This window comes from Rhizobium sp. TRM96647, from assembly GCF_025780115.1.
Lineage (GTDB): Bacteria > Pseudomonadota > Alphaproteobacteria > Rhizobiales > Rhizobiaceae > Mycoplana.
On record NZ_JAOXHF010000003.1, the window covers coordinates 323,408 to 348,474 of the forward strand.

Consider the following 25,067-nt stretch of genomic DNA (forward strand, 5'->3'; position numbering starts at 1 on the left):
GCCCTACTTGCCCCGGCGCCTCTGATGGCGGGCCCTCAGCCAGAACAGCAGGAAGAAGGCGAGCACGAGCGCGGTGCCCAATGCCGCCGAAAGCCAGGGCGAGACACTGCCGAGCGAGATCATGACGCCCGGCAGGAAATAGAAGGCAAGCCCGGTGACGAGCAGGATGACGGCGGCGGCGATCGCCGAGGATCGATTTCCCTTCTCGTCCCCGTTCACGGCGCACCCGCCTGCTTCAGGTCCGCGCGGATATCTTCCAGCCGCCGCTTCTGGTTTCCCTGCGCATCGAAATTGTCGGGCGACAGCCATGCCTCGAAGGCCTTCGCGGTGACCGGCCATTCGCTGTCGATGATGGAGAACCATGCGGTGTCGCGGTTCTGCCCCTTGGACAGCATGTGCTGGCGGAAGACGCCCTCGAAGCTGAAGCCGAGCCGCTGCGCCGTACGCTTGCTCGCTTCGTTGAGGTTGTGACACTTCCATTCGTAGCGGCGATAGCCGAGATCCTCGAAGGCATGCCGGGCGAGCAGGTACTGGCCTTCCGTCGACAGCGGCGAACGCGCCATCGCCGGACCATGGGCGATGCCGCCGATCTCCACCACGCCGTTGGCCGGATCCGGCCGCATGTAGTTCGCCATGCCCACGACCTTGCCGCTCGCCTTGTCGCGGAAGACCTCCGTCACCCAGCCGCCCTTGCCGACAGAGGCGAGCCACGCGTCGAAATCCGCGATGCCGGAAAAATCGTCCTGGGTGAAATATTTCAGCAGCGGATTGATCGTCAGTCCGCCGAAGCTGTCCCACAGGGCTTCGAGATGCGTTGCGCGATCATAGGGTTCGATGCGGACGTAGCGTCCTTCCAGCGTCACGGGGGCCGGCGTCGGCCGGGCCGTCCAGTGCTTCAGATCGTGCATTCCTTCTCCCCCGCTTCCCGGTTCGTCGCTGCGTCGCGCTCTCAAGGAGGCATAGGGCAGCAACGGCCGGGAAACAAATGCAAAGTGCTGATGCGACGATCAGGCCCAGGGATTGGAGGTCGGACTGGAGGCGGGACCGGCCGGAACCTTCGCCGAGGACACGGTGGCCTCGATGTGATCGACGAGCGCGTCCGGCAGTCCGAGGCGGCCGGCGAGCAGGTCGAGATAGCCGCGCTCGGCCCGGCTGTCGGGCTCGATCGTCAGCCGCGAGGCCGTATAGAGCTCGACGCGCTGCTCCTCGGTCCTGGCGGCCGCGACGATGCCGTCGAGATCGGTCGGATCGGCGAGTTCCTTCTCCAGGAAGGCGGCGGCATCGCCGCTGAGGCCGGAGACCTTGAGCCTGTCCATGATATGGGCGCGCTCTGCAGCGTCGATGTGGCCGTCAGCGCGGGACGCCGCGATCATCGCGCGGATCAGCGTCAGCGCGAAATCGTCGCTGACGGCCTGCGTGGCAAAACCGGAATCCGACGGCGGCGGCAGCAGCTCGGGCTGCCGCTCGACATCCGGCGCCGGCGCTGCGGGGGCCTGGCCGGCCTTGTAGTTCTTGTAGGCCTGGTAGCCGAGGCCGGCGATCGCGGCCAGTCCGCCGAGCTTCAGGGCGGTTCCTGCGACCTGGCGGCCGCCGCTCGTGCCGAGGAGAACGCCGGCGATGGCGCCTGCTGCGAGTGGATTGTCCTTGGCCGCCTGCGTCACCTGCCCTGCGCGCTCACGCACGGTGCCGCCCGCGCCCGGGATCTGCGATCCGAGGAACTGATCCAGCAACTTTTTCGCATCGAACATCGGGTTCTCTCCCTTCCAGTATGAGCCGGAGTGAGAGATAGGGATGCGAGGCCGGATTACAAACCGTGGTTTTCAAGAATCGTGATCGTCGCACGCAGGAGCCGCGCGACGACAGCAGGCGCAGGCAGGCTGTCGGCGCCCCGCGCTCAGCCCTTCAGCTGCGCCGCCTCGGCGGCGAGCCTGGTGATGCCGGCCCAGTCGCCCTTCGCAACCAGATCCTTCGGCGCGACCCACGAGCCGCCGACGCAGATGACGTTCGGCAGCGACAGGTAGTCCTTCGCGTTTGCCAGCGAGATCCCGCCTGTCGGGCAGAACAGCGTGCCGGCAAGCGGCGAGGACAGCGCCTTGAGGTAGGAGGCACCGCCGGCCTGCTCGGCGGGGAAGAATTTCAGCACCTCGTAGCCCTCTTCGCGCAGCGCCATGACCTCGCTGGCGGTGGCCGCCCCCGGCAGGAGCGGGACCGGCGATTGCGAGGCGGCATCCAGCAGCTCCTGGGTGGTGCCGGGGCTGACGATGAACTGCGAGCCCGCCTCGACCGCCTCGTCGAACTGCGCCGCGTTCAGGATCGTTCCGGCGCCGGCGACGGCACCTTCGACCTCGCCTGCGACGCGGCGGATCGCTTCCAGCGCGGCCGGCGTGCGAAGCGTGATCTCGATCGCCTTGAGACCGCCTGCGACCAATGCACGCGCCAGCGGCACCGCCGTCGCCGCGTCATCGACGATCAGGACAGGGACGACCGGCTGCAGCTTCAACACGGACAGGAGCTTTTCGGTTTTCTCGGCCATCGGCGCATTCCCTGAAACGATTGAATCTGGCCGTGAGATACCTTTTCGGGCCGCGCATGTCGAGAAAAAAGGCCCGCTACAAAGCGGCGCGGAACCGGATCGCGGCGGACATCGTTGCAGGCATCGCAACAGGGGCTGGCAGGCGTCGGGTTCTTTCGCGCCTTGCCATGACAGGCTCATCGTGTACAGTTTGTTCAACCGACTACCACAATGCGAAAGCGAGTGGCATGGCCAAAGAAATCGAGAGAAAGTTTCTGGTTTCCGGCAAGCGGTGGCGTCTCTCGGCCGACGCCGGCGTCCCCATCAAGCAGGGCTATCTCGCCACGATGGACGTCCGGTCGCTGCGCGTCCGCACCTATGGCGACGGGCGCGCCTGCCTGACGCTCAAGATCGGTCAGGCAGCCCTTTCCCGCGACGAATACGAGTTCGAGATCGACCCGGCCGTCGCCGAGGAGATGCTGGGCCAGGCGATCGGCACGGTGATCGAGAAGGTGCGCCACGAAGTCGCGTACAAGGGCTTCACCTGGGAAGTCGATGTCTACGGCGGACGCTACAGCGGCCTCGTCGTGGCGGAGGTGGAACTGCGCAACGAGACCGACAGGCCGGAAATCCCCGATTGGATTGGGCGGGAGGTGACCGGCGACTATCGCTATTCCAACCAGGCAATGGCCCTGTCCGAAGGAGCGCTCCGGTCCTCTCATGAGCCTCAGTCTCAAAGCGGATAAATCTCTTCAAAGCGAAGTCCGTCGCGTTGCGTCCCGATACCTCTCGCGGGCGCTCGATGCACTGGAGAACCAACCCGAGGGACCGCACGAGGCCATCCACACCGCCCGCAAGCAGTTCAAGCGCATCCGCAGCCTCTACCGGCTGGTGGCGTCTGCCGACAAGGGCTTCCAGAAGCGGGAGAACGAGCGGATCGGCACGCTCGGCCGCAGCCTCGCGGCGAGCCGCGACGCCACCTCGCTGGTGGAGACGGCCCACCGTCTGGGCGAGGCCGCCTCGACCGCTGAGGAACGCATGGCGCTGGAGCGCATCCACGGGAAGCTGGTGGCCCGCCGCGACGCGATGGTCGATACCGCCGTGACGAAGGAACGGATGGACGAGGCCGTGTCCACCTGCAAGGAGGCCCTTGCGGCTGCGGAACGCCTGCGCATCGACGGGGGCCACAAGCGCGCCGCCGAAATCCTCGGCCACGGCTGGCGGTCGACCGGCCGCAAGGCCGCCAAAGCGCTCCGGCTGGCCAGGAAGACCGGCGAGCCCGATTGCTTCCATACGCTGCGCAAGCGCACGCAGGACCGCTGGGTGCACTGCCGCTTCCTGGCCGAGGCCTGGCCGGCGGCCTTGAACGGCACCCGCAAACAAGCGCGGGCGCTCGTCACGCTGCTCGGAGAAAACCAGGACATCGCCCTGCTGACGAGCTTCGCCGACGCCCATCCGGGCGAGATCGGCACGCCGAAGGACCTGACGCACCTGCTCGCCGTGATGATCGCCGAGGGCGACCGCCTGCGCGCCGAGGCGCTGCCGCTGGCCGAACTGCTCTTCCCCGAGGATACCCGCGAGGATGCCGGCCGCATCGAGCTCCTGTGGCGGCATGCGGCCTGACGCCGCCGGCCGTTGCCGAGAGCGCCCGATTGCGCCACAACGCGCAAAGCTGTATTCCAGCGGCCATGACCGAGATTGACACCGACACGACGCCGCGGACGGAAGCCTCCTTCCTCGTCGCGGCCCTCTATCACTTCGTTTCCGTGCCGCACTTTGCCGCATTGCGCGCGCCGCTGCAGGCCCTGTGCGAGGAAAACGGCGTGCGCGGCACCCTGCTGCTCGCCCACGAGGGCATCAACGGCACGATCGCCGGCCCGTCCGGGGGCATCCGCACCGTCCTCGCCTTCCTGCGCACCCAGCCCGAGTTCGCCACGCTGGAGCACAAGGAAAGCCACGCCGCGGAAATGCCGTTCCTGCGCATGAAGGTGCGGCTGAAGAAGGAGATCGTCACCATGGGCGTCGAGGACATCGACCCCAACCGGGTGGTCGGCACCTATGTCGAGCCCGGGGACTGGAACGCGCTGATCTCCGATCCCGACACGATCGTCATCGACACCCGCAACGACTACGAGACCGCGATCGGCATCTTCCGGGGCGCGGTCGATCCGCAGACCAAATCGTTCCGCGAATTTCCGGACTGGGTGCGCAACCATACGGGCCTGCATAACAAGCCGAAGATCGCCATGTACTGCACCGGCGGCATCCGCTGCGAGAAGGCGACCGCCTTCATGAAGGAGCAGGGTTTCGACGAGGTCTACCACCTCAAGGGCGGCATCCTGAAATACCTGGAGGAAGTGCCGGCGGACGAGAGCCTGTGGGAGGGCGCCTGCTTCGTCTTCGACGAGCGCGTCTCCGTCACCCATGGCCTTCAGGAGGGCGAACACACGCTCTGCCGCGCCTGCCGCCATCCCCTGACCGCCGAGGAGATCAAGGCCGACACTTTCGAGCCCGGCGTCTCCTGCCCGCATTGCTTCGATAGCCGTAGCGACGAGGACCGCGCCCGTTTCCGCCAGCGCCAGTTGCAGATGGATCTGGCCCGAAAGCGCGGCGAACGGCACCTCGGCAAGTAGGCCAAAGGCCGCACCCTCGACCCTCCGGACAGGACCTTATTCAGGCATGCCTTCGAATTCGGGAAGGTTGCCCGCCATGTGATCCCATGGCTGGCGGCTGCGGGTCATGATCGCGTCCTGCGGGACGAATTCCGACGGATCGTCCAGCGTGCCGGCATAGATCGTCCAGCGATCGTCGCCGTCCGGCCCGGACCCAAGCACGATGGTGCCGCAGGTCGGGCAGAAGTGCCGAAGGGACGGTTGGCCGCTTTCGGCCGTCACCGCATAGGACCGCACGTCGCCGCTCCAGGAAAAATCCGAGCGACCGAAGATCATGTAGCAGCTGTGCCCCGTGCCGGTCGCCTTCTGGCAGTCGCGACAATGACAGAACCCGGAATATAGCGGCGCGGCCACGGTCTCGTATCGGACCGAACCGCAAAGGCATCCACCCTTCATCACCTGCCCTCCTCCCTGTTGCAGAAATGAACTTTCTGGCGGCGACGTTCGTCTTGCAACGTCGCAGCAAGCTCCACGGAAGACAAGTCAAACCTGCCCACGCCTCGTTTCGGGCCCGGCATTTCGACATGCCGGCAAGTGTGCTAGGCATTCCCCTTCACGGAGCAACAACAAGGAGTTACCGGCGATGAAGATCAGTGCGCGCAATCGGCTGAAGGGCAAGGTGGTGGATGTGACGCTGGGAGCGACGACTGCGCATGTGCGGATCGACATCGGCGGATCCGTCATCACCGCCTCGATCACCAACGAGGCGGTCACCGAACTGGGGCTTTCGGCGGGCAAGGAGGCCTACGCTGTCGTGAAGGCCTCCGACGTCATGGTCGCTGTGGACGACTGACGATCTTTCGTCTCAGTCCTGCGGAGCGCCGCTGATGCGGGCGGGCGCGCATGTGAGATGCACGCTTCCCTCTATCTTGCCGACGACGACGTCGACCCCGAAGACGGAGCGAAGCGCCGCGGGCGTCAGCACCTGCTGCGGTTCGCCCACGTCCACGATGGAACCGCCCGCCATCAGCGCGGCCCGGTCGGCGACGAAGAAGGCGTGATCCGGATTATGCGTGGACAGCAGAATTCCCTTTCCGCCTGCGGCCAAAAGCCGAATCTGCTCGAGAACCTGGAACTGGTGTCCGTAGTCCAGGCTTGCGGTCGGCTCGTCGAGAACGAGAAAGCTGGCCTCCTGCGCCAGGGCCCGGGCGATCAGGACCAGTTGCCGCTCGCCGCCGCTGATCTCGGTATAGGGCCGGTGCGCCAGCGACTGGATGCCCAGCCGCGCCATCGCTTCGAACGCCAGGTCGCGATCCCTGCGTCCCGGCTGTTGGAAGGCGGTGAGCCTCGATGCCCGCCCCATGACCACGATGTCCAGCGCCCGGAACGGAAACAGCGTGCCGTGGGCCTGCGGCACATAGGCGATCTTCGACGCGATCTCGCTGCGCGAACATTGCGCCAGGTCCGTCCCGTCGACGAGGACGCGGCCGGCAAGCGGCCGTTGAAGACCGAGGATCGTCCTGAACAGCGTCGTCTTGCCGACGCCGTTGGGCCCGAGGACCGCCAGCACCTCGCCGGCATGGACCGACAGGCTCATCTTCGAGCCGATCGCAACCCGGCTATGGCCGAAAGCCAGGTCGTCCAGCCGGATCATCACGACCAGCCCGCGCGGCCGGTCGCCAGCAGTGCGAGGAAGAAAGGCGCGCCGATCACCGCGGTGAGAATGCCGAGCGGCACTTCCACCGTGGAGACCGTGCGCGCGACCGTATCGATGACGACGAGGAAGGCCGCGCCGAGAAAGAGGGAGGCGGGCAACAGGACCCGGAAGTCCGGCCCCACCAGCATGCGCGCCATGTGCGGGATGACGAGGCCGATCCAGCCGATCACGCCGCTGATCGAGACGGAGGCCGACGTGATCAGGGTGGCGGCGACGATCAGCGCCGGCCGGAGCAGGCGCGTCTCCACGCCGAGCGCGCGCGCCTCGTCGTCGCCGAGCGACAGGAGGTTGATCCGCCAGCGCAAGAGATGAAGGACGGCAACGCCGAGGACGAGGCTGGGGACGACCAGCAGCAGGTCCCCGTTCGTGACGCTGGCGAGGCTACCGAGCAGCCAGTGGGTGATCGCGGGCAACTGGTCATAAGGGTCCGCCAGGATCTTCAGCAACGAAATCCCCGCCGCCAGCAGCGCCGCGATGGCCATCCCCGCGAGCACGAGCGTCAGGACCGGATCGCGCCCACGAACCGCCAGCCCGACCGCGTAGACCACCCCCAGCGCAAAGAGCCCGCCCATGAAACCGAGCCCCTGGATCGCCAGCACCGGCAGCGACAGGAATATTCCGAGGACCGCCCCGAGGCTGGCGCCGGCCGAGACGCCGAGAATGTCCGGTGACACCAGCGGATTGCGGAAGACGCCCTGATAGCTCGCCCCCGCGGCCGCCAGCACCGCGCCGACGCACAGCCCCGCCATCACCCGCGGCAGGCGGACATTCCAGATCACGTTGCCAAGCGTCGGGTCCAGGTCCTTCGCCGTTCCTGCAATCCCGTTCCAGAGGATCGCGAATGTCGTTCCCGGGCTCACCGGGAACTTGCCGACCGACAGGGCGACGAGAACGACGATGGTCAGGAGCGCCGCCGCCAGACCGTACGCGGTGGCCGCTCGCATCCTCGCCGGCCGATCCGCGCCGGTCTCGCCCGTACGGATCAATTTCCGCTCCCGGTGTCCGCGAGGAAGCCGTCGAGATCGGCCTCGGTCAGTTCGACGTGATAGAAAAGCTTGAAGAAGTCCCGCACCTCCGCACGCAGAGCAACCTTGCCGGCATCCGGATAGAGGACGGATTTAAGCCATGTAAGGCCGATCAGCCGGTTGATCCCCGGCGGGGAATCGAACCACCCGAACGGGACGTCGGGGGCCTTGTACACCCGGCCGGAGCGCACGGCCGGGATGGTCGACCAGAGCGGGTCGGAGCCAACCGTTTCGGTGAAGCGGGCGTCGCTCGCAAGGATCACGTCGGGCTTCCAGGCAAGGACCTGCTCGAGCGACACCTCCGACAGGCCGCCCTCGCCCGCAGCGGCGGCGACGTTTGCGGCACCCGCGGCCTCGAGGACTTCCATGTTGATCGAGCCCGCGAGCCCGGTTTCCAGCCCCTTCGGGCCACGCCCGTAATAGACCCTGGGGCGCTCGCTCTCGGGAATGTCCCGCAACAGCGACTGAACGCCGGCCAGACGCTCTTCGGCATAGCGGGCAAGTTCTTCGGCGCGCGCACCCACACCCAGAAGGGCTCCCGCCTGGCGGAGCGTCCCGGGCGTGTCGCGGAACCGCCCGCCGATCAGGACGTAAGGAATCCCCGTCTGTTCCTGCACGCGGTCGGCCAGCGAGATATAGGTGTCGTTGACCGTTCCGACGTCGATGATCACATCCGGTCTGGAAGCGAGGACGGCCTCGATATTGGCCGTGCCGCCCCTGCCCGTCAGCCACCCGGTGGTGGGAAGCGCGCGGGCTTCGGGGAGAAGATATGTCCTGGTCTTCTCGCCGGGCTCGCGCACCCATCCCGCAAGCTTGTCCGGAGCGAGCACATAGACGAGGACCGATGCCGGCGGCCCGGCCACGAACACCTTGTCGATCCTGTCCGGAACCTCGACCACCCGCCCGGCAGCGTCGACGAACGATGCCGCCTGCGCCGTCGGGTTTCCTGCGAGAAGAAGGGTGGCAGCAAAGACCAGTGCCCTGATGAACATGCCAGGTCCCCAACATGGGAGCTGAATCGTTATATTTTCCCGTATATCACGATAGTTCCATTCGGTCCGCCGGAAAAGACGAGCGACCCGCCCGGTGTTCGACCGGGCGAGCAGCAGGGGCGATTTGTGAAGAGAAGTACGCCGGGGAGGAAGAGCTCCCCGCCCGGCACGTTCCGGACACGCGACGGCGGTCAGACCTTGACCCAGGCGCCGTTCTTCTTCGACGACTGCACGCAGGCATCGACGAAGAGCATGCCCTTCAAACCGTCGTCGACGGTCGGGTAGATCACGGCCGGATCGACCTCTTCGCCCTTGCGCCGGGCGAAGATCGCCCGCGCGGCCTCGGTATAGATGTTGGCGAAACCTTCGAGGTAACCCTCCGGGTGGCCCGAAGGGATGCGGGAGACCCGCGCGGCGGCGGCATCGGAACCGGCACCGCCTCGGGTGAGCAGGCGCTTAGGCTCGCCGAACGGCGTGTACCAGAGATAGTTGGGGTCGGCCTGCACCCACTCGATGCCGCCCTTGGTGCCGTAGACGCGCACTTTCAGCCCGTTCTCGTGGCCCGGCGCCACCTGGCTGCACCAGAGCATGCCCTTGGCGCGTGCGCCGTCCTTCTCCTTGAAACGCATCATCACATGCGCGTTGTCGTCGAGCTTGCGCCCGGGAACGAAGCTGTCGAGATCGGCGGAAAGCTCCTCCAGTTCGAGGCCGGAGACGAAGCAGCCGAGATTGTAGGCATGAGTGCCGATGTCGCCGGTCGAGCCGCCGGCGCCGGAGCGGGCCGGATCGGTGCGCCATTCGGCCTGCTTCGACCCGCTCTGCTCGACCGCCTCGGTCAGCCAGTCCTGCGGATACTCCATCTGCACCAGCCGGATCGTGCCGAGATCGCCGTTCATCACCATCTGGCGCGCCTGGCGCACCATCGGATAACCGGTGTAGTTATGGGTGAGCACGAACAGCGCCTCGCTCTCGCCGGCGAGCTTCTTCAGCTTCTTCGCATCCCCCAGGGTCGAGGTCAGCGGCTTGTCACAGATGACGTGGATGCCGCGCTTGAGAAACTCCTTCGCCGCCTCGTAGTGGACGTGGTTCGGCGTGACGATCGCCACCGCCTCGATGCCGTTCTTCAGCTTCGCCTCGCGGATCGCCATCTCCTTGAACGAGCCGTAGCAGCGCGAGGGATCGAGCCCGAGCTCCCGCCCCGAGGCGACGGATTTTTCCGGCGTCGAGGACAGCGCGCCGGCGACGAGTTCGAAATGATCGTCGAGGCGGGCGGCAATGCGGTGCACCGCCCCGATGAAGGCGCCGGCACCCCCGCCCACCATGCCGAGCCTGATCCGCGGCTGTCGCGCTTCCGTCGTGCTTCCTTCGATGGCCATGTGTTTCTCCTGAAAAATCTATGCCTGATTTCGCCCCTCATCCGCCTGCCGGCACCTTCTCCCCGCAGGCGGGGAGAAGGACCACAATCGCAACGCTCGCTACGAACGCAACGTCTGAGCAGGCCACGTCCCTCTCCCCGCCTGCGGGGAGAGGGCTAGGGTGAGGGGCAAGGGTGACGGGTCCTACATTGCTTGCCGAGACTAGATCCCCAGCATGCGCCGGTTGGCCGCCTCGTCGGTGCCGGCGCCGGCGAAGTCGTCGAAGGCCTTCTCGGTGACGCGGATGATGTGGTGCTTGACGAAATCGGCCCCCTCGCGGGCGCCGTCCTCGGGATGCTTCAGCGCGCATTCCCACTCGACCACGGCCCAGCCGGCGAAATCATTGGCCGCCATCTTGGAGAACACGGCGCCGAAATCGACCTGGCCGTCGCCGAGCGAGCGGAAGCGCCCGGCCCGGTTCACCCAGCTCTGGTAGCCGCCATAGACGCCCTGCCGGCCGGTCGGATTGAACTCCGCGTCCTTGACGTGGAACATCCGGATCCGGTCCTTGTAGATGTCGATATTGTCGAGATAGTCGAGGCACTGCAGCACGTAGTGCGACGGATCGTAGAGCATGCAGGCGCGGGCATGGTTGCCGGTGCGCTCCAGGAACATCTCGTAGGTGATGCCGTCGTGCAGGTCCTCGCCGGGATGGATCTCGTAGCAGACGTCGACCCCGCAATCCTCGGCATGGTCGAGGATCGGCTTCCAGCGCCGCGCCAGTTCGTCGAAGGCCGTCTCGACGAGGCCGGCCGGGCGCTGCGGCCAGGGATAGACGAAGGGCCAGGCGAGCGCGCCAGAGAAGCTCGCCATCGCATCCAGCCCGAAATTCTTCGAGGCCGTCAGCGCCAGCTTCACCTGCTCCACCGCCCATGCCTGCCGCGCCTTCGGATTGCCGCGCACCTCCGGTGCCGCAAAGCCGTCGAAGGCCTCGTCATAAGCCGGGTGCACGGCGACGAGCTGGCCCTGCAGATGGGTGGAGAGCTCGGTGATCTCGACGCCGTTGTCGCGCGCCTTGCCCGCGAACTCGTCGCAATAGGCCTTCGATTCCGCAGCCTTCCTGAGGTCGATCAGCCGGCTGTCCCAGGTTGGCACCTGCACGCCCTTGTAGCCGATGTCGGCGGCCCACTTGGTGATCGAATCCCAGGAGTTGAAGGGCGCCGTATCGCCGGCAAACTGCGCCAGGAACAGACCCGGCCCCTTGATCGTCTTCATCCAGTGCTCCTCCCGTCGCGTCCCGTTCTGCGGTCGCGTCTCTCACATATGGTATGACACAGGCACTTTTCGGCGCGAACGGCGCCACCTGCAACGTTGCCGCGAACGAAACTAGCGTCGATTGCCGCATCCGGCAATGACAGTCGCCCGGCGATGAACAGACAAGTCGACGACGCCCGGACCTGAGCAGCCCGGGCGTCGTATCAGCGGATCAGAACGGAGAATCGGGGAAGTAGTAGCCTTCCGCGTTCTCGGGCGTGATCAGGGTGGCGTCCAGCGTGTAGGTGCCGTGCACCGGAACCTGGTCGTAGAGGGCAGCCGCCGTCAGTTCCATGGCAGTGGCAACCATTGACGGCGGATAGAGGACGTTGACCGGGAACATCTTGTCGCCGTCGATCACCTTCTTGATCATGTCCTTGGAGCCGGCACCGCCGATGACATACTTGATGTCGGTGCGGCCGGCCTGCTCGATCGCCTGCAGCACGCCGACGGCCATGTCGTCGTCCTGGCACCAGACCACGTCGATCTTGGAATGCTTGGTCAGGTAGTCCTGCATGACCTTGAAGGCGTCGTCGCGATTCCAGTTGCCGAACTGTCGGTCAAGCACCTTGACGTTGGAGCCGGCGATGCCCTTGTCGAAGCCGTCCTGGCGCTCCTGGTCGATCGGGATCGGCAGGCCACGGATGACCACGACCTCGGCATCCGGCGTGTTGGCGGCAATGTACTTGCCGGCCACTTCGCCGAGCGCCGAGTTATTGCCGGCGACATAGAGATCGCGCACCGAATTGTCGTTGGTGGACGGCGCGCGGTCGACGATCGACACGAACGTGCCCTTGCCCTTCACTTCCTTGATCGCGTTGACCAGCGGATCCGGATCGGTCGGCAGGATGACGAGCGCATCGATGCCCTGGATCTCGAGATCCTGCAGGGCGTTGGCCTGGGTCGCAGGATCCGGCGAGGTCTTGACGATGACGTTGAGGCCCGGATGCTCCTTCATGAGCAGTTCGGCCACGCGGTTGGCGTGGTAGACGACGCCGGCGGTCCAGCCGTGGTCGGCAGCCGGGATCGAGACGCCGATCGTCTTGGTGTCCTGGGCGTAGGCCGAGCCGAACGCCATCGTCGCGGCCACCGCAAGGCCCATCAGTCTCTTCTGCATGCTTTTTCCTCCCGAGGTAAAAAGGGGTCCATGAAGCGGCGACCGGGCGACCCCAAGCCCGGCCGGTTCACGATTTGCGCGTCAGCGAGCGCTGGACGAGCATCGCAATGATGATGATCGAGCCCTGGATGGCGCCGATCAGATATTCGCTGATGAAATTGGAGAGCAGCATGATGTTGCCGACTAGCTCCAGGATGAAGGCGCCGCAGATCGTGCCCCAGACGCGCCCCGCCCCGCCCTTCAGAGCCGTACCGCCGACGACGACGGCCGTGATCGCCTGCAGCTCCCACAGGATACCGGTGGTGGCCGAGGTCGAGCCGAGCCGCGGCACGTAGAGCAGCACGGCGACGGCGACGCACAGGCCCTGGATGACGAAGGCGATGGTGCGCACGCGATCCACATGAATGCCGGAATAGCGCGCCACCTCGCGGCTGGAGCCGACGGCGACCACGTGGCGGCCGTAGCGCGTGCGGTAGAGCACGAAGGCGGCGATCGCGGTGACGACGAGGATGACGACGATCGGCACCGGCACGCCGAGCACGTTGCCGAAATAGGCCGGCCGGTAGAGCGACTGCAGTTCGGACGACTGCAGCGTGATCGCGCCCCCCTGCGACAGCCAGGTGGTCAGCCCGCGATAGATGCCCATGGTGCCGAGCGTGGCGATGAACGGCTCGATCCGCCCGAGCGTGGTGATCAGCCCGTTCAGCAGCCCGCAGGCGCCGCCGATGACGACGGCCAGCACCATGGCGGCGACGAGCATCAGCGAGGGATCGGCGATCGCGCCGGAATTCATGAACAGGATCATCAAGCTGGCGACGAAGGCGACCATCGAGCCGACCGAAAGGTCGAGGTCGCCCGACGAGATCACGAAGGTCGCACCGACGGCGATGATGGCAATGAAGGCGCTGCGGGTTGCGACATTGGCGAGGTTGGTGAGCCCGATGAAGTTCGGGTTGACCAGCGCGCCGATGATGAGCAGCAGGATGAGAGCGGCGAAGGGCGCGACCGCCCTGAGATCGATGTCCCGCCAGGTGCGCCGCCGCGGCACGCGCTCCTCGATGTCGCTGTTGGTGCTCATGTCCAAGTTCAACCTCCCGATGGCGCCAGGCGCCGAAAATCCCGTCGTCTTCTTTGTGCGCTCAGCCCACGGCCTTCCGCCGCAGGCCGGCCGCATAGCGCATGATCATCTGCTCGGAGATTTCCTCTCCCTCGAGCATGCCGACCAGATGCCCCTCGCGCATCACCGCCACCCGCGTGCAGAGCCCGATCACCTCGGGCATCTCCGAGGAGACGACGATGATCGAACGTCCCTCGCGGGCAAGGGCCGCGATGAAATGATAGATCTGCTGCTTGGTGCCGACGTCGATGCCGCGCGTCGGCTCGTCGATGATGATGACCTGCGGCTCGGTCTCCATGACCTTGGCGAGCAGGAGCTTCTGCTGGTTTCCGCCCGACATGCGCCCGACGCGCACCCGGTCGTCGCGGACGCGGATGTCGAAGCGCCGCCTGGCGCGCGCCATCGCCTTCGCCTCGCTTCCCGGATCGAGATAGCCGTGGGTGACGTGCTGGCCGAGCGACTGCAGGGTCAGGTTGGTCGTCATCCCCTCGTCGAGCAACAGCCCCATGCCCTTGCGGTCCTTGGTCATGTAGGCGAGGCCGCGGCGGTTCGCCTCGCGGAAGTCGCCGGCAACGAGCGGCTCGCCGTGCAGGAGCACCTCCCCGGCAAGGCGCGGGCGCAGGCCGGCGATCGCCTCCATCAGTTCCGAGCGGCCCGAGCCGATCAGCCCGGAGAAGCCCAGCACCTCGCCCTTGCGCAATTCGAAGCTCGCATCCTGCACATAGCCCGTGGTCAGGCCGCGGACGGACAGGACGATCGTCTCGTCGACGTCCGGCTCGTGCTTGGTGGGATAGAGGCTGGAGAGCTCGCGGCCGACCATCAGCTGGGCGATCGCCTCGCCGTCGAGCATCGAGGTCGGCGCCGTCTTGATCCACTGGCCGTCTCGCAGCACCGTGACGCGGTCGCTGATCTCCATCACCTCGTCGAGCTTGTGCGAGACGAAGACGAAGCTCGTGCCCTTGGCTTTGAGCTTGCGGACCTGGTCGAACAGGACGCCCGCCTCCTCGCGCGACAAAACCGCCGTCGGCTCGTCCATGAAGATCACCCGCGCGTCGCGGCTGATCGCCTTGGCGATTTCGACCATCTGCTTGTCGGCGACGGCGAGCGAGCTGATCAGCGCATTCTCGTCGATCCGCGATCCGAGCATGTCGAGCACCCGGCGCGTCTCCGCCCGCATGGCCTTGCGGTCGAGCACGCCGAAGCGGGCGACCTCACGGCCGAGGAACAGGCTCTCGGTCACCGTCAGGTGCTCGGCAAGATTGAATTCCTGGTGGATGAGGATGATGCCGAGCGCCTCGGCGGCGCTGTTGGCCGGCAGCGTCACCGGCTCGCCGTCGAGCAGGATGCGGCCCGACGAAGGCGGCTGGAAACCCGAAAGGATCTTGATGAAGGTGGACTTGCCCGCGCCGTTCTCGCCGACCAGCGCATGGACCTCGCCCGGAAGGATGTCCATGTCGACGCTGAAGAGAACCTGCACCTCGCCGAACGTCTTCGATATCCGCTCGGCCGCAAGCACCGGCACGGATGCGATCGTCCCATCGTTGGCCATATTCCCTCCCTGTGGCTCCCCACCACTTGGGATCACTGTGTAAACCTTTACATGGCGTATGTAAAGGTTTACATCATGTGCATCAGTGGGAATTCCACACCCAAACCGCTTTCAAATGGCGGCGCTTTGGTTCTAGGGTGCAGGGCCCATCCACCCGCAAGGACATCAGGTCAACGTGTCAACCCAGAACCCTGCCACGATCGAGGACGTCGCCCGCCTGGCGGAAGTGTCGATCGCCACCGTCAGCAGGGCAATTCACAATCCCGAGAAGGTCGCCAAATCCACGCGCCAGCGGGTCAATCAGGCGATCGCGATCACCGGTTACACGACCAACGCCATGGCGCGATCCCTGCGCATGGGCCGGTCGAACATGATCTTGGTGCTGGCGCCTGATATCGGCGACCCGAACTTCTCCTCCATCCTGATCGGGCTCGAGAACGAGGCGCGCGCACACGGCTACGGCGTCCTCATCGGCCACACCCAGAACGATCCGGAACGCGGGCTCGAATACCTGAAGTTCCTGAATTCGAACCAGGCGGCGGGCCTGCTGCTGTTCACCGGCCATGCGCCGTTCGGCCACCAGGAAATGACCCAGCGCCTGCCGCCGTCCGTCGCCGTCTTCGAACCGGTGTTCGGCAGCACCATCCCCTATGTCGGCGTCGACGACACCGCTGGCGCCCGCAAGGCCGCCGAATACCTGCTGTCCGCCGGCCACCGCCGCATTGCCTTCATCGGTGACAGCAAGACCCGCCTCGGCCACCTCAGGCGCCGCAGGGGCTATGATCTCGCCCTCGACGCCGCCCGCATCGCGCCGGAGCAGCGCATGGTCATCGACGGCGAGGGCACGATCGAAAGCGGCCGGCTCGCCGTCGAACAGCTCTTCATGCGCGACACGCTGCCGACCGCCTTCATGTGCGTCAACGACGCGACCGCCGTCGGCGTCATGAACGGGCTGTCCGCCCGCGGCTACGACCTGCCGCAGGACTTCTCCGTGATCGGCTTCGACGACGTCCCCCAGGCGACCTACCTGAACCCGGCGCTGACGACGATCCGCCAGCCCCGCTCGGCGATCGGCCGCCAGGCGATGGCGCTGTTGCTGGAAAACCTGTCGGAGCCGCTGTCCGAAAGCCGCGAGGTGCTGATCATGCCCGATCTCGTGGTGCGCGGATCGGTGACCTCACCGGCCAGGCGCTAGAGCGAGCGAGGTTGTCGTGGCAATCGTTTCTGCCCCGCCTCGCCCACCCGCCGTCATGGCCGGTAGCCGACCCATCCCCTGAACGTGAACCCGGCGTAGAAGAGCTGCACGTCGGCAAAACCGGCCTCCCGCAGCAGGGCCTCGTCCTCGTCCGGCGACAGCACCGGCAGGCGAACCCCGATGGCCTCGGCCGCATTCTGCGCATTGGCCGTCGAAACGCCGGAAGCGGCGGCGAAGGCCGCGTAGCGTTCGAGCCAGAGCGCCTTTTCCGGATCGGCCTGCGGGAAACTGTGGTGGGCGACGACGAACGGCGCGCCCGGCCGCAGGCGCCGGAAGATCTCGCCCAGCATCCGCAAGCGTTCCTCGCGCGGCACGAAATGCATGACGAGAATGCAGGTGGCGCCGTCGAACGGTCCCTCGGGTGCGGTGTCGACATAGCCCTCGTGCAGGCGGATGCGCGACATCAGCGGGCCAAGCGTCTGCTTCGCCAGATCCAGCATCTCGGCCGACGGATCGACGCCGTCGAAGGTCCAAAGCGGCTGCAACTCGGCAAAGATCTTCAGCTCGAGGCCGCCGCCGGCGCCGACGACCAGGAGACAGCCATCCTCCCGGACGCGCTCGCCGAGCAAAAGCGCCGCCATGCGCTGCAGGGCGTGGAAGCCGGGCACGAGCCGGGCCGGGCCTTCGGCATAGCGGGAGACCGCTTCGAGATCGGAAAAGGACGACACGGGATGGTTCCTGACGCTTTGGCGGACGCTCGGTCGTTGCGGGGGGATCGGCGTCGAGAGATAGGGAGTGTGGCACACGGAAGCAATCCTCCCGCGGTTCACCACGTGCCTGCCGCGGCCAGACATGGACGCCGCCGCCCCGATGACGATGTGCGATGCCTTCGGAGAGAGCTTCAAACCGCGACGGAACCCGCACGCTATGCCGGGCACCGTCGAGCGCCCGGCAGCGGCGCATGCCCTATCGCTTCATCGCCCTTGCCGCGGCAATGAGGATGCAGGCGCCGATGAAGCCGGCGATCAGATATCCGAGCCAGCCGCCCAGCGTTACGCCGACGAGGCTGAGAATGAGATTGGCGACGAACGCGCCGACGATCCCCAGTATGATGTTCATGAACACGCCCATGTCGGACTTCATGAACCTTTCGGCGAGCCAACCGGCAAGCCCGCCGATGATGATGGCTGCGATCCAGCCGATACCTGCGTCTTCCATTCCATCCTCCTGGGTTGCACGCTCGGGATGAGACTAGGGCGCACCGCCCGCGCTTCAACCGGCAACCTGCGGAAAGGTCCCGCAGGGGACAAAGGCGGGGCCCCGCACATCGGGGCCCCGACCACTTCAGACGTAGCGATTGACGACGTTTTCCAGATATTCTTGGCGGCCGGATTTCGGTTCGGGAATGACATTGTCCCGCTCCACCCTGGCCGCAATCTCCTCCAGCGAATAGCCGCCGGAGAGCATCTTCTTCGCCTCCGCCCCGTTCCAGCCCGCATAGCGCTCGTCGAGCGGTTTCGACAAGGCCTTGTCCTCGATCATCTTCGCCGCCGCCTTGAGGCCGCGGGCGCAGCAATCCATGCCGCCGATATGGCCGATCAGCAGGTCTTCCGGATCGATCGACTGGCGGCGCAGCTTGGCGTCGAAATTGGTGCCGCCAGTGGTGAAGCCGCCGCCGGCGAGAACCTGGTAGTAGGCCAGTGCCATTTCCGGCACGTTGTTCGGGAACTGGTCGGTATCCCAGCCGGACTGGTAGTCGTTGCGGTTCATGTCGATCGAGCCGAAGATGCCGAGCGCGTTCGCGAGCGCCAGCTCATGCTCGAAGGAATGGCCGGCGAGGATGGCGTGGCCCTGCTCGATGTTGAGCTTCACTTCGTTTTCCAGACCGTACCGCTTGAGGAAGCCGTAAACGGTCGCGACATCGTAGTCGTACTGGTGCTTGGTCGGCTCCTGCGGCTTCGGCTCGATCAGGATCGCGCCCTTGAAGCCTATCTTGTGCTTGTATTCGACGACGAGGTTGACGAAGCGGCCGAGCTGGTCGAGCTCGTGGCCGATATCGGTGTTCAGCAGCGTCTCATAGCCTTCGCGTCCGCCCCAGAGCACGTAGTTCTGCCCGCCAAGCCGCTGGGTGGCGTCGATGCAGGTCTTCACGGTCGCGGCAGCGAAGGCAAAGACGTCCGGATCCGGATTGGTGGCGGCCCCGCCCATATAGCGGCGATTGGAGAACAGGTTGGCCGTGCCCCAAAGAAGCTTGACGCCGGTCTCGGCCTGCTTCTTTTCGAAGTGGTCGACGATCTCGTTGAGGTTCTTCGTGTTCTCCGCGAAGTTCTGGCCTTCCGGGCGCACATCGGCGTCATGGAAGCAGTAGAACGGAACGCCGAGCAGGTCGAACAGTTCGAAGGCCACATCCGCTTTCAGTTTGGCCGCCTTCATCGTGTCCTCGAACCAGGGCCGCTGGAAGGTCTGCCCGCCGAACGGGTCGCCGCCCGGCCAGACGAAGGTGTGCCAGTAGGCGACGGCAAAGCGCAGGTGGTCTTCCATCCGCTTGCCGAGCACCACCTCGTCCTTGTCATAGTGACGGAAGGCGAGCGGATTGGTGCTCTGCGGTCCCTCGTATCTGATCTTGGCGATATCGCCGAAAAAGCCTGTGCTCATGGGATTCCTCCTGTTTGATTCTAAAATTCGTTTCCCGCGACACGCGCCGCGGATCGGTTACCCCCCTCTGCCTGCCGGCATCTCCCCCTCAAGGGGGGAGATTGGGTGGAGCGCTGCCCCCAATCCTCGACAAGCCCCGTGTTCGCTGCCCCGACCAGCGGTAGAGCAGTGAGCCTTCGTCTTGCCGATCTCCCCCCTTGAGGGGGAGATGCCCGGCAGGGCAGAGGGGGGCGTTTATGACATGTCAGTCACCGCATCGCGGATTGCCGGGTAGAGCCGGCGGTAGCGCCCGTAGGCCTCCTCGTAGACAGACGCGAGCGAGGTGTCCGGATCGATCGTCTCGGCCGTCGCGGGCGCCTGGCAGACGGCCACCGGGTCGCTGCCCGTTGCCGCGATCAGCCCCAGACGGGCCGCCCCGAAGGCGGCGCCGAAGTCGCCGTCGGCCGGTACGTCCACCGGCAGCGACAGCGCGGTCGCGATCGACCTCAGCCAGTAGCGCGAGCGCGAGCCGCCGCCGATCGCCGTGACGCGCGAAAGGCTGGTGCCGGCGAGGCGCAGCGCCTTGAGGCTGTCGCGGATGGCAAACGACACTCCCTCCAGCACCGCCTGCGTCAGCGCCACGCGGTCGCTCTCATGGCCGAGACCGGCAAACGCGCCACGGATCGAGGCATCGTTATGCGGCGTGCGCTCGCCGGAGAGATAGGGCAGGAAGGTGACGCCGGTGGGCGCCTTCAGCGTCTCGCCGAGCTCGGCGGTGAGGTCGGCGGCCGAGGCGCCGGTGATACGCGAATGCCAGTTGAGCGCGTCCGTCGCCGACAGGATCACGCCCATCTGGTGCCAGGTGTCCGGCAGCGCATGGCAGAAGGCATGCACGGCGCTTGCCGGGTACGGCAGGTAGCTGCCATTGGCGGCAAAAAGCACGCCCGAGGTGCCGAGCGAGACGAAGGCCGCTCCGTCCTTGACCGTACCCATGCCGCAGGCGGAAGCCGCATTGTCCCCTGCCCCGCCGGCAACCACGACGCCCGCGCCGAGCCCCCAGCGCGCCGCGAGTTCGGGACGCAGCGTGCCCGCACTGTCGGTGCCTTCCACGAGGTTCGGCATCTGCCGCTCCTCCAGTTCGGTCGCCGCCAGAAGGTCTGTTGACCAGCGGCGCGCGCCCGTGTCCAGCCAGGACGTTCCCGCCGAATCCGACATTTCCGACATATGCTCGCCGGTCAGCCACAGGCGCAGATAGTCCTTGGGCAAGAGTACCCAGCGCACCTGCGCAAAGACGTCCGGCTCGTTGTTCTTCACCCAGGCGAGCTTGGGCGCGGTGAAGCCGGGGAAGACGATGTTGCCGGTGATCGCCCGGAAGCGCGGATCGGCATCCAGCGCTGCCGCCTCCGCATGGCTGCGCGTGTCGTTCCAGAGGATGCACGGGCGCAGCACCCGGTCCTGCCGGTCGAGCAGCGTCGCCCCGTGCATCTGGCCCGACAGCCCGATGCCGCGCACGGCGGCGAGCGCCGCCGGATGGGCGGCCTTCAGCGCGTCGAGTGCGTCTTCGGTGGCGCTGATCCAGTCGGCCGGCGCCTGCTCCGACCAGCCCGGATGCGGCCGCGACACGGTGAGCGCGCCGTTCGCCGAGCCTATGATCTGCTGGCCGTCGTCGATCAGCATCGCCTTCACGCCCGACGTGCCGAGGTCGATTCCGAGATACATGGGCTGGCCCTCCTATGCCTCTGCCGCCTGCGCCGTCCCGGTCTCGTCGAGCGGCTGCGGCAGGTTTTCCTTGATGAAGATGTCGATGCGGATGCGCTCCTGGGCCGCGATCACCGGCAGCCCGTCGGCCTTTGCCCGCAGCACGCGGACGGCGCTGCGAACCTCGTGGCCGGCATCCTGGTTCAGCACGGCGTCGATGATACCGTGTTCGAGACCCCGGCGCGTCGGCTCCGTGATCTCGTGAGCGATGACGCAGACGTCGCCCCGTCCCGCAGCCTCCAGCGCTGCGACCAGGCCCGCATTGCCCGCCCCGAGGCTGTAGATCCCGGCAAGTTCCGGATGGGCCGCAAGGCACGCCCCGACGAGCGCGCGCGCCCGCTCCGGCTCGTCCTGGCCTTCCAGAACGTCCAGCACCCGCCGCCCGCCGAAGGCCTCGGCCATGACCGCGGCAAAGCCCTCCAGGCGCTCCCGGTGGTCCCGCACCAGCATCGAGCCGGCCAGCACCGCGATTGCGCCCGGGCGGGCGCCGAGGAACCGCGCCATCAGGCTGCCCGCCGTACGGCCCGCAGCCACGTTGTCGACGCCGCAGAAATGGTCGCGGACGGACGCGGCGAGATCGGAAACGAGCGTGACGAAAGCGACGCCGGCCGCCCGCGCCCGCCCGATCGCCTCTGCCACCTCCGGCGCATCGACGGCGACGGCGGCGATGCCGGCCACGCCCTCGGCGACCGCCGCATCGATCGCCTGCACCAGCGCCGGCGCGTCGAAGGGGGGAACGTGGACCGCGGCGATACGGGTCCGCTCGAAGGACGAACGGGTGGCGGCCAGTTTCACCTCCGCCTCCAGCCCGCGCATGAACGGGTTTTCGCCTTCCGGAATGATGAAGACCAGCGGATAGACCCGTCCCTTGGCAAGATTGGCGGCCGCGACGTCTCGCACGTAGCCGAGCTTTTCGATCGCGTCTTCGACCCTCGCCCGGGTCACCGCGCGCACGCCGGGACGGCCGTTCAGGACCCGGTCCACGGTCGCGAGGCTGACGCCCGCCTTGGCAGCGATGTCGTGGACGGTCGGTCGCATGATGTCCTCCGCGGCGACCATTAGCGAAATTTCTGATGTACGTAAATCAGAAATTTCGTGGGGCTTCTGGGATGCCTTTGCGATTCGCTTGAAGACAGCTAGGGCGCAGGCCTGAGAGGCTTGCTGAAGGCGTTGGTGAAGACCACGTCGCCGCGGTCGCCATAGGCGCGCGCCAGCACGACGTCGAGGGCGTCGTCAGTGACCCGCGCGACCACGAAGCCGCCCATGTAGGAGGCGACCGGCTTGAACAGGTCGTGCCCCTCGGCCCGGTAGATCATCGGCGTCGGATGCTCGTGACCGTGGAAGATGCCGATGACGTTGGTGTCCCTGATCGTGTCCAGCAGCGCCTGCCGGTCCTCCTCCGACCACCAGTGTGCCGCCCCCGCGCCATGGTCGTCGAACGTCCGGGCGGCCGGATCCCAGCGCTCCAGCGAGAACGGATCCCAGCCATAGTGCTGGAACAGTACCACCGGGCGACCGTCGCCGGCATAGCTGGCAAGATCCTGCTTCAGCCAGTCGAGGCCGCTGACGGCGCCCTTGGAACGATCGCCGCCGAAGCGCTGCAACTGGACGAGATGCAGCCCGCCCCAGTCCCAGGAATAGCTGTCGGACGGCACGTCAAAGTTGGTCACCGGCACCGGCGGCTTGTAGAACACCGACGTGCGGTGATTGAGCTCGACATAGTCGCGCAGTTCGCGGCGATAGAAATTGACGTGCGGCGGCGCTCCGTCCTGGTCGAGGTCGTGGTTGCCGAGCCCGGCATAGACGGGAAAATGCAACTGGTCGAGCCCTGTACCCTGGCGGTAGCGGTTGGCGAACTGCTGCAGCTGCCAGCCCTCCCCCGGAACCTTCAGCTGTCCGCCGCCGTCGTCGGTCATGTCGCCGCCGATGACGACCCCGGCCGGTGGGCCGATCGGGGTGCCGGCGCTCTTGAGCCCCGTCGCCACGCCGTCGATCATGCGCGGCCAGTCCCTTTTCGCGATCTCGTTGATCGCCCGCACATGGCGCACGAGGTTGGCGTCCGTCTTGCCCTCCGCCTCGCAGTTCGGGCTGAGCCCGTCGGCGGTCACCAGGCACGCATGGATGTCGGCGGCGAAGACGAAGGTCACGTCGGTCTTCGGCCACGGGTTCTGCGCACGCGCCGGACGGCCCGACAGAGCGCCTGCCGTGGCGGCACAGGCCGCGCCTGTAAGAAGGATACGCCGCGAGAGAAATGCCATGCTGCCACCGGGTTGATGCCGAAGATCGGCATCCTAGAGCGGAACCGGTGACGCCGTACAGCCCCCGCGGGCGGGCCCGGCGCCTGGACCAGGCATCGGGATCAAGCGTGAGGACAAGGCGTCAGTGCCCGCCGCCGCCCCCGCCGGTGCGGGGCTGGGGCTTGCGGATCATCGTCACGCACAGGAGCATGCCGGCGAACAGTGCCGTCAGCAGCATGAACACGTCGCTGAAGGCCATGACCATCGCCTGCCGTTCCACGAGGTTGACCATCTGCCTGATGGCCGCGGTCGCCCCGTCCAGCCCGTGCGCGGTGAAATTGGCCGCCATGTTGTTCAGCTGCTCGACGGCCTGCGGGCTGCCCCAGTCGACATGCTCGCGCAACTGCATGTAGTGCACGTCCTGCCGCGTCGTCAGCACCGTATTGATGATGGCGAGCCCCACCGCCCCGCCGAGGTTGCGGGTCAGGTTGTAGAGGCCGGATGCATTGCGGATGCGGGCCGGCGGCAGCGTGCCGAGGGCGACGTTGTTGATCGGCACCATGCACATCATCAGCCCGAAGCCGCGCAGGATCTGCGGAATGAACAGCTCGTAGAAATCCCAGTCGGCGGTGATGCCCGTCATGATGTAGGTGCCGGCGCCGAAGGAGATGAAGCCGATCGACATCATCACCCGCGGATCGAGCTTGTTCGACAGGATGCCCGCCACGGGCGCGGTAAAGAACATCGCCAGGCCCGAGACGAACATCGTCTGGCCGATCATCAGGGAATCATAGCCGCGGATGTGCCCGAGATAGACCGGGTAGATATAGGTCAGGCCATAGAGGCCGATGCCCATGATGAACGAGAACATCGAGCCGAAGGCGAAGTTCCGATCGGCGAAGGCCTTGAGATCCACCACCGGGAATTCGACGTTGAAGGCACGCCAGAAGAACACCAGCGCGCCCGTCGCCGATGCGACCGCCCCGATGACGATGTGGTCGTCGTTGAACCAGTCGTTGGCGTTGCCCTCTTCCAGCACGTACTCCAGCGCGCCGAGGAAGACGGCCATGGAAGCGAGGCCCCACCAGTCGAACTTCTTGATCAGCGACCATTCGGGCTTGTCGAAATCGATGAAGTTCCAGGCGACGATGGTGACGATGACGCCGGGCACCAGATTGATCAAAAACAGCCAGTGCCAGGAGAACGCGTGGCTCAGATAGCCGCCGACCGTGGGGCCGATGGTCGGCGCCAGCGTCGCGATCAGGCCGATCAGCGGATTGACGACGCTGCGCTTGGACGGCGGGAAGATTGTGAAAGCGGCCGCGAAGACCGAGGGGATCATGCCGCCGCCGATGAAGCCCTGGAGCGCGCGGTAGACGATCATCTGCTCGATATTGGTCGCCGTCGCGCAAAGCACGCTGGCGAGCGTGAAGCCGGCAGCGGAAATGGTGAAGAGATAGCGCGTGGAGACGATCCGGGCGAGCGTGCCCGACAGCGGGATCATGATCACTTCGGCGATGAGGTAGGCGGTCTGCACCCAGGCGATCTCGTCGGTGCCGGCACTCAGGCCCGCCTGGATTTCCGACAGCGAGGCGGAGACGACCTGAATGTCGAGGATCGCCATGAACATGCCCAGCACCATGGCCAGGAAGGCGATCAGTCGCTTCGGATCCATGGTCTCGGTCGCAGGCGCTGCGGGTGCTATGCCCTTGCCCGGTATGGCAGTGGTGGCGGACATGCTCGGCTCCGGTGGCGCACATCCCGCCGGATTGGAACCGGAGGGGCATCGCGCCGTCATTGGGTCCAGCTGCCGGCCGCTATCGACGGGAACGGGCAGCTTCGGTTCATGCCGGCGCGGCAAGGCGCCAGGCATCGGAAAGAAGGCTTATCGGCCTGCCCCCTCAGGCACCCGGATGCGGATGCGTGACGGCGA

Annotated in this window: 25 protein-coding genes; 5 read left to right on the forward strand and 20 right to left on the reverse strand. The window is 66.4% G+C overall.

All coding sequences use genetic code 11. The annotated features are described in order from the left end of the window. Nucleotides 1-3: 3 nt before the first annotated feature. The 4 genes from OCK02_RS07320 to OCK02_RS07335 all read right to left on the reverse strand — a co-directional run bounded on the left by OCK02_RS07320 (nt 4) and on the right by OCK02_RS07335 (nt 2,533). Nucleotides 4-219, reverse strand: a complete 216-nt coding sequence (locus OCK02_RS07320; RefSeq protein ID WP_263812450.1) for an intracellular growth attenuator family protein — start codon at nt 217-219, stop codon at nt 4-6. Further along, the gene (locus tag OCK02_RS07325) at nt 216-908 is read right to left on the reverse strand and encodes a GNAT family N-acetyltransferase (protein ID WP_263812452.1); all 693 of its coding nucleotides are present in this window, start codon (nt 906-908) and stop codon (nt 216-218) included. The genes OCK02_RS07320 and OCK02_RS07325 overlap by 4 nt, the downstream gene beginning before the upstream one ends. A 99-nt stretch (nt 909-1,007) precedes the next feature. Beyond that, on the reverse strand, nt 1,008-1,748 hold the full coding sequence (locus OCK02_RS07330) for a tellurite resistance TerB family protein (protein WP_230806836.1): 741 nt from the start codon (nt 1,746-1,748) through the stop codon (nt 1,008-1,010). 146 nt (nt 1,749-1,894) lie between these two features. After that, the gene (locus tag OCK02_RS07335; RefSeq protein WP_230806835.1) at nt 1,895-2,533 is read right to left on the reverse strand and encodes a 2-dehydro-3-deoxy-phosphogluconate aldolase; all 639 of its coding nucleotides are present in this window, start codon (nt 2,531-2,533) and stop codon (nt 1,895-1,897) included. Between the two features lie 227 nt (nt 2,534-2,760). Here OCK02_RS07335 and OCK02_RS07340 point away from each other — a divergent pair, with 227 nt between their 5' ends. From OCK02_RS07340 to OCK02_RS07350, 3 genes are all read left to right on the forward strand, one after another. Beyond that, entirely contained in the window at nt 2,761-3,258 is a 498-nt protein-coding gene (locus OCK02_RS07340; protein ID WP_263812453.1) for a CYTH domain-containing protein, read from the forward strand. Further along, nucleotides 3,233-4,135 carry a CHAD domain-containing protein gene (locus tag OCK02_RS07345; RefSeq protein WP_263812454.1) on the forward strand — a complete coding sequence of 301 codons (903 nt, stop codon included), beginning with the start codon at nt 3,233-3,235 and terminating at the stop codon, nt 4,133-4,135. Before OCK02_RS07340 ends, OCK02_RS07345 begins: the two co-directional genes overlap by 26 nt. A 65-nt stretch (nt 4,136-4,200) precedes the next feature. Then, entirely contained in the window at nt 4,201-5,145 is a 945-nt protein-coding gene (locus tag OCK02_RS07350) for a rhodanese-related sulfurtransferase (protein WP_263812455.1), read from the forward strand. Nucleotides 5,146-5,181: 36 nt separating this feature from the next. Here OCK02_RS07350 and OCK02_RS07355 read toward each other — a convergent pair whose 3' ends face one another. Next, nucleotides 5,182-5,580, reverse strand: coding sequence for a GFA family protein (locus OCK02_RS07355; RefSeq protein WP_263812456.1), 399 nt, complete (start codon nt 5,578-5,580; stop codon nt 5,182-5,184). A gap of 187 nt (nt 5,581-5,767) precedes the next feature. On the opposite strand from OCK02_RS07355, the gene OCK02_RS07360 reads away from it, so the two are divergent. After that, complete coding sequence (locus OCK02_RS07360; RefSeq protein ID WP_230806830.1) at nt 5,768-5,977, forward strand: TOBE domain-containing protein; 210 nt, start codon at nt 5,768-5,770, stop codon at nt 5,975-5,977. A 12-nt stretch (nt 5,978-5,989) separates the two neighbouring features. On the opposite strand, the gene OCK02_RS07365 is transcribed toward OCK02_RS07360, so the two are convergent. The 8 genes from OCK02_RS07365 to OCK02_RS07400 form a co-directional block, all read right to left on the reverse strand. Continuing rightward, on the reverse strand, nt 5,990-6,781 hold the full coding sequence (locus OCK02_RS07365; RefSeq protein ID WP_263812457.1) for an ABC transporter ATP-binding protein: 792 nt from the start codon (nt 6,779-6,781) through the stop codon (nt 5,990-5,992). Beyond that, the gene (locus tag OCK02_RS07370; protein ID WP_263812676.1) at nt 6,778-7,785 is read right to left on the reverse strand and encodes a FecCD family ABC transporter permease; all 1,008 of its coding nucleotides are present in this window, start codon (nt 7,783-7,785) and stop codon (nt 6,778-6,780) included. Before OCK02_RS07370 ends, OCK02_RS07365 begins: the two co-directional genes overlap by 4 nt. 38 nt (nt 7,786-7,823) lie before the next feature. Beyond that, nucleotides 7,824-8,858 (reverse strand): iron ABC transporter substrate-binding protein, encoded by a 1,035-nt coding sequence (locus OCK02_RS07375; RefSeq protein WP_263812458.1) that lies wholly within the window; start codon nt 8,856-8,858, stop codon nt 7,824-7,826. A 191-nt stretch (nt 8,859-9,049) separates the two neighbouring features. Next, nucleotides 9,050-10,234 (reverse strand): Gfo/Idh/MocA family protein, encoded by a 1,185-nt coding sequence (locus tag OCK02_RS07380; protein ID WP_263812459.1) that lies wholly within the window; start codon nt 10,232-10,234, stop codon nt 9,050-9,052. A 201-nt stretch (nt 10,235-10,435) separates the two neighbouring features. Further along, nucleotides 10,436-11,488, reverse strand: coding sequence for a sugar phosphate isomerase/epimerase family protein (locus OCK02_RS07385; RefSeq protein ID WP_263812460.1), 1,053 nt, complete (start codon nt 11,486-11,488; stop codon nt 10,436-10,438). Nucleotides 11,489-11,699: 211 nt separating this feature from the next. After that, nucleotides 11,700-12,644 carry a substrate-binding domain-containing protein gene (locus OCK02_RS07390; protein ID WP_263812461.1) on the reverse strand — a complete coding sequence of 315 codons (945 nt, stop codon included), beginning with the start codon at nt 12,642-12,644 and terminating at the stop codon, nt 11,700-11,702. Between the two features lie 67 nt (nt 12,645-12,711). Then, a complete protein-coding gene (locus OCK02_RS07395; RefSeq protein ID WP_263812462.1) occupies nt 12,712-13,722 on the reverse strand; it encodes an ABC transporter permease in 1,011 nt (336 codons plus the stop codon). A gap of 61 nt (nt 13,723-13,783) precedes the next feature. After that, a complete protein-coding gene (locus OCK02_RS07400) occupies nt 13,784-15,310 on the reverse strand; it encodes a sugar ABC transporter ATP-binding protein (RefSeq protein ID WP_263812463.1) in 1,527 nt (508 codons plus the stop codon). Between the two features lie 175 nt (nt 15,311-15,485). Here OCK02_RS07400 and OCK02_RS07405 point away from each other — a divergent pair, with 175 nt between their 5' ends. Further along, entirely contained in the window at nt 15,486-16,505 is a 1,020-nt protein-coding gene (locus OCK02_RS07405; protein WP_263812464.1) for a LacI family DNA-binding transcriptional regulator, read from the forward strand. A 53-nt stretch (nt 16,506-16,558) separates the two neighbouring features. On the opposite strand, the gene OCK02_RS07410 is transcribed toward OCK02_RS07405, so the two are convergent. The 7 genes from OCK02_RS07410 to OCK02_RS07440 form a co-directional block, all read right to left on the reverse strand. Then, nucleotides 16,559-17,233: a class I SAM-dependent methyltransferase gene (locus OCK02_RS07410; RefSeq protein ID WP_263812465.1), complete on the reverse strand. Its 675-nt coding sequence runs from the start codon at nt 17,231-17,233 to the stop codon at nt 16,559-16,561. A 238-nt stretch (nt 17,234-17,471) separates the two neighbouring features. After that, nucleotides 17,472-17,723, reverse strand: coding sequence for a GlsB/YeaQ/YmgE family stress response membrane protein (locus OCK02_RS07415; RefSeq protein ID WP_263812466.1), 252 nt, complete (start codon nt 17,721-17,723; stop codon nt 17,472-17,474). Between the two features lie 126 nt (nt 17,724-17,849). Beyond that, a complete protein-coding gene (gene xylA, locus OCK02_RS07420; protein ID WP_263812467.1) occupies nt 17,850-19,160 on the reverse strand; it encodes a xylose isomerase in 1,311 nt (436 codons plus the stop codon). A 234-nt stretch (nt 19,161-19,394) separates the two neighbouring features. Then, a complete protein-coding gene (gene xylB, locus OCK02_RS07425) occupies nt 19,395-20,858 on the reverse strand; it encodes a xylulokinase (protein ID WP_263812468.1) in 1,464 nt (487 codons plus the stop codon). 12 nt (nt 20,859-20,870) lie between these two features. Continuing rightward, nucleotides 20,871-21,935, reverse strand: coding sequence for a LacI family DNA-binding transcriptional regulator (locus tag OCK02_RS07430; protein WP_263812469.1), 1,065 nt, complete (start codon nt 21,933-21,935; stop codon nt 20,871-20,873). A 98-nt stretch (nt 21,936-22,033) separates the two neighbouring features. Next, nucleotides 22,034-23,155: a metallophosphoesterase gene (locus OCK02_RS07435; RefSeq protein ID WP_263812470.1), complete on the reverse strand. Its 1,122-nt coding sequence runs from the start codon at nt 23,153-23,155 to the stop codon at nt 22,034-22,036. Nucleotides 23,156-23,276: 121 nt separating this feature from the next. Further along, nucleotides 23,277-24,872, reverse strand: a complete 1,596-nt coding sequence (locus OCK02_RS07440; RefSeq protein WP_263812471.1) for a DHA2 family efflux MFS transporter permease subunit — start codon at nt 24,870-24,872, stop codon at nt 23,277-23,279. Nucleotides 24,873-25,067 lie beyond the last annotated feature (195 nt).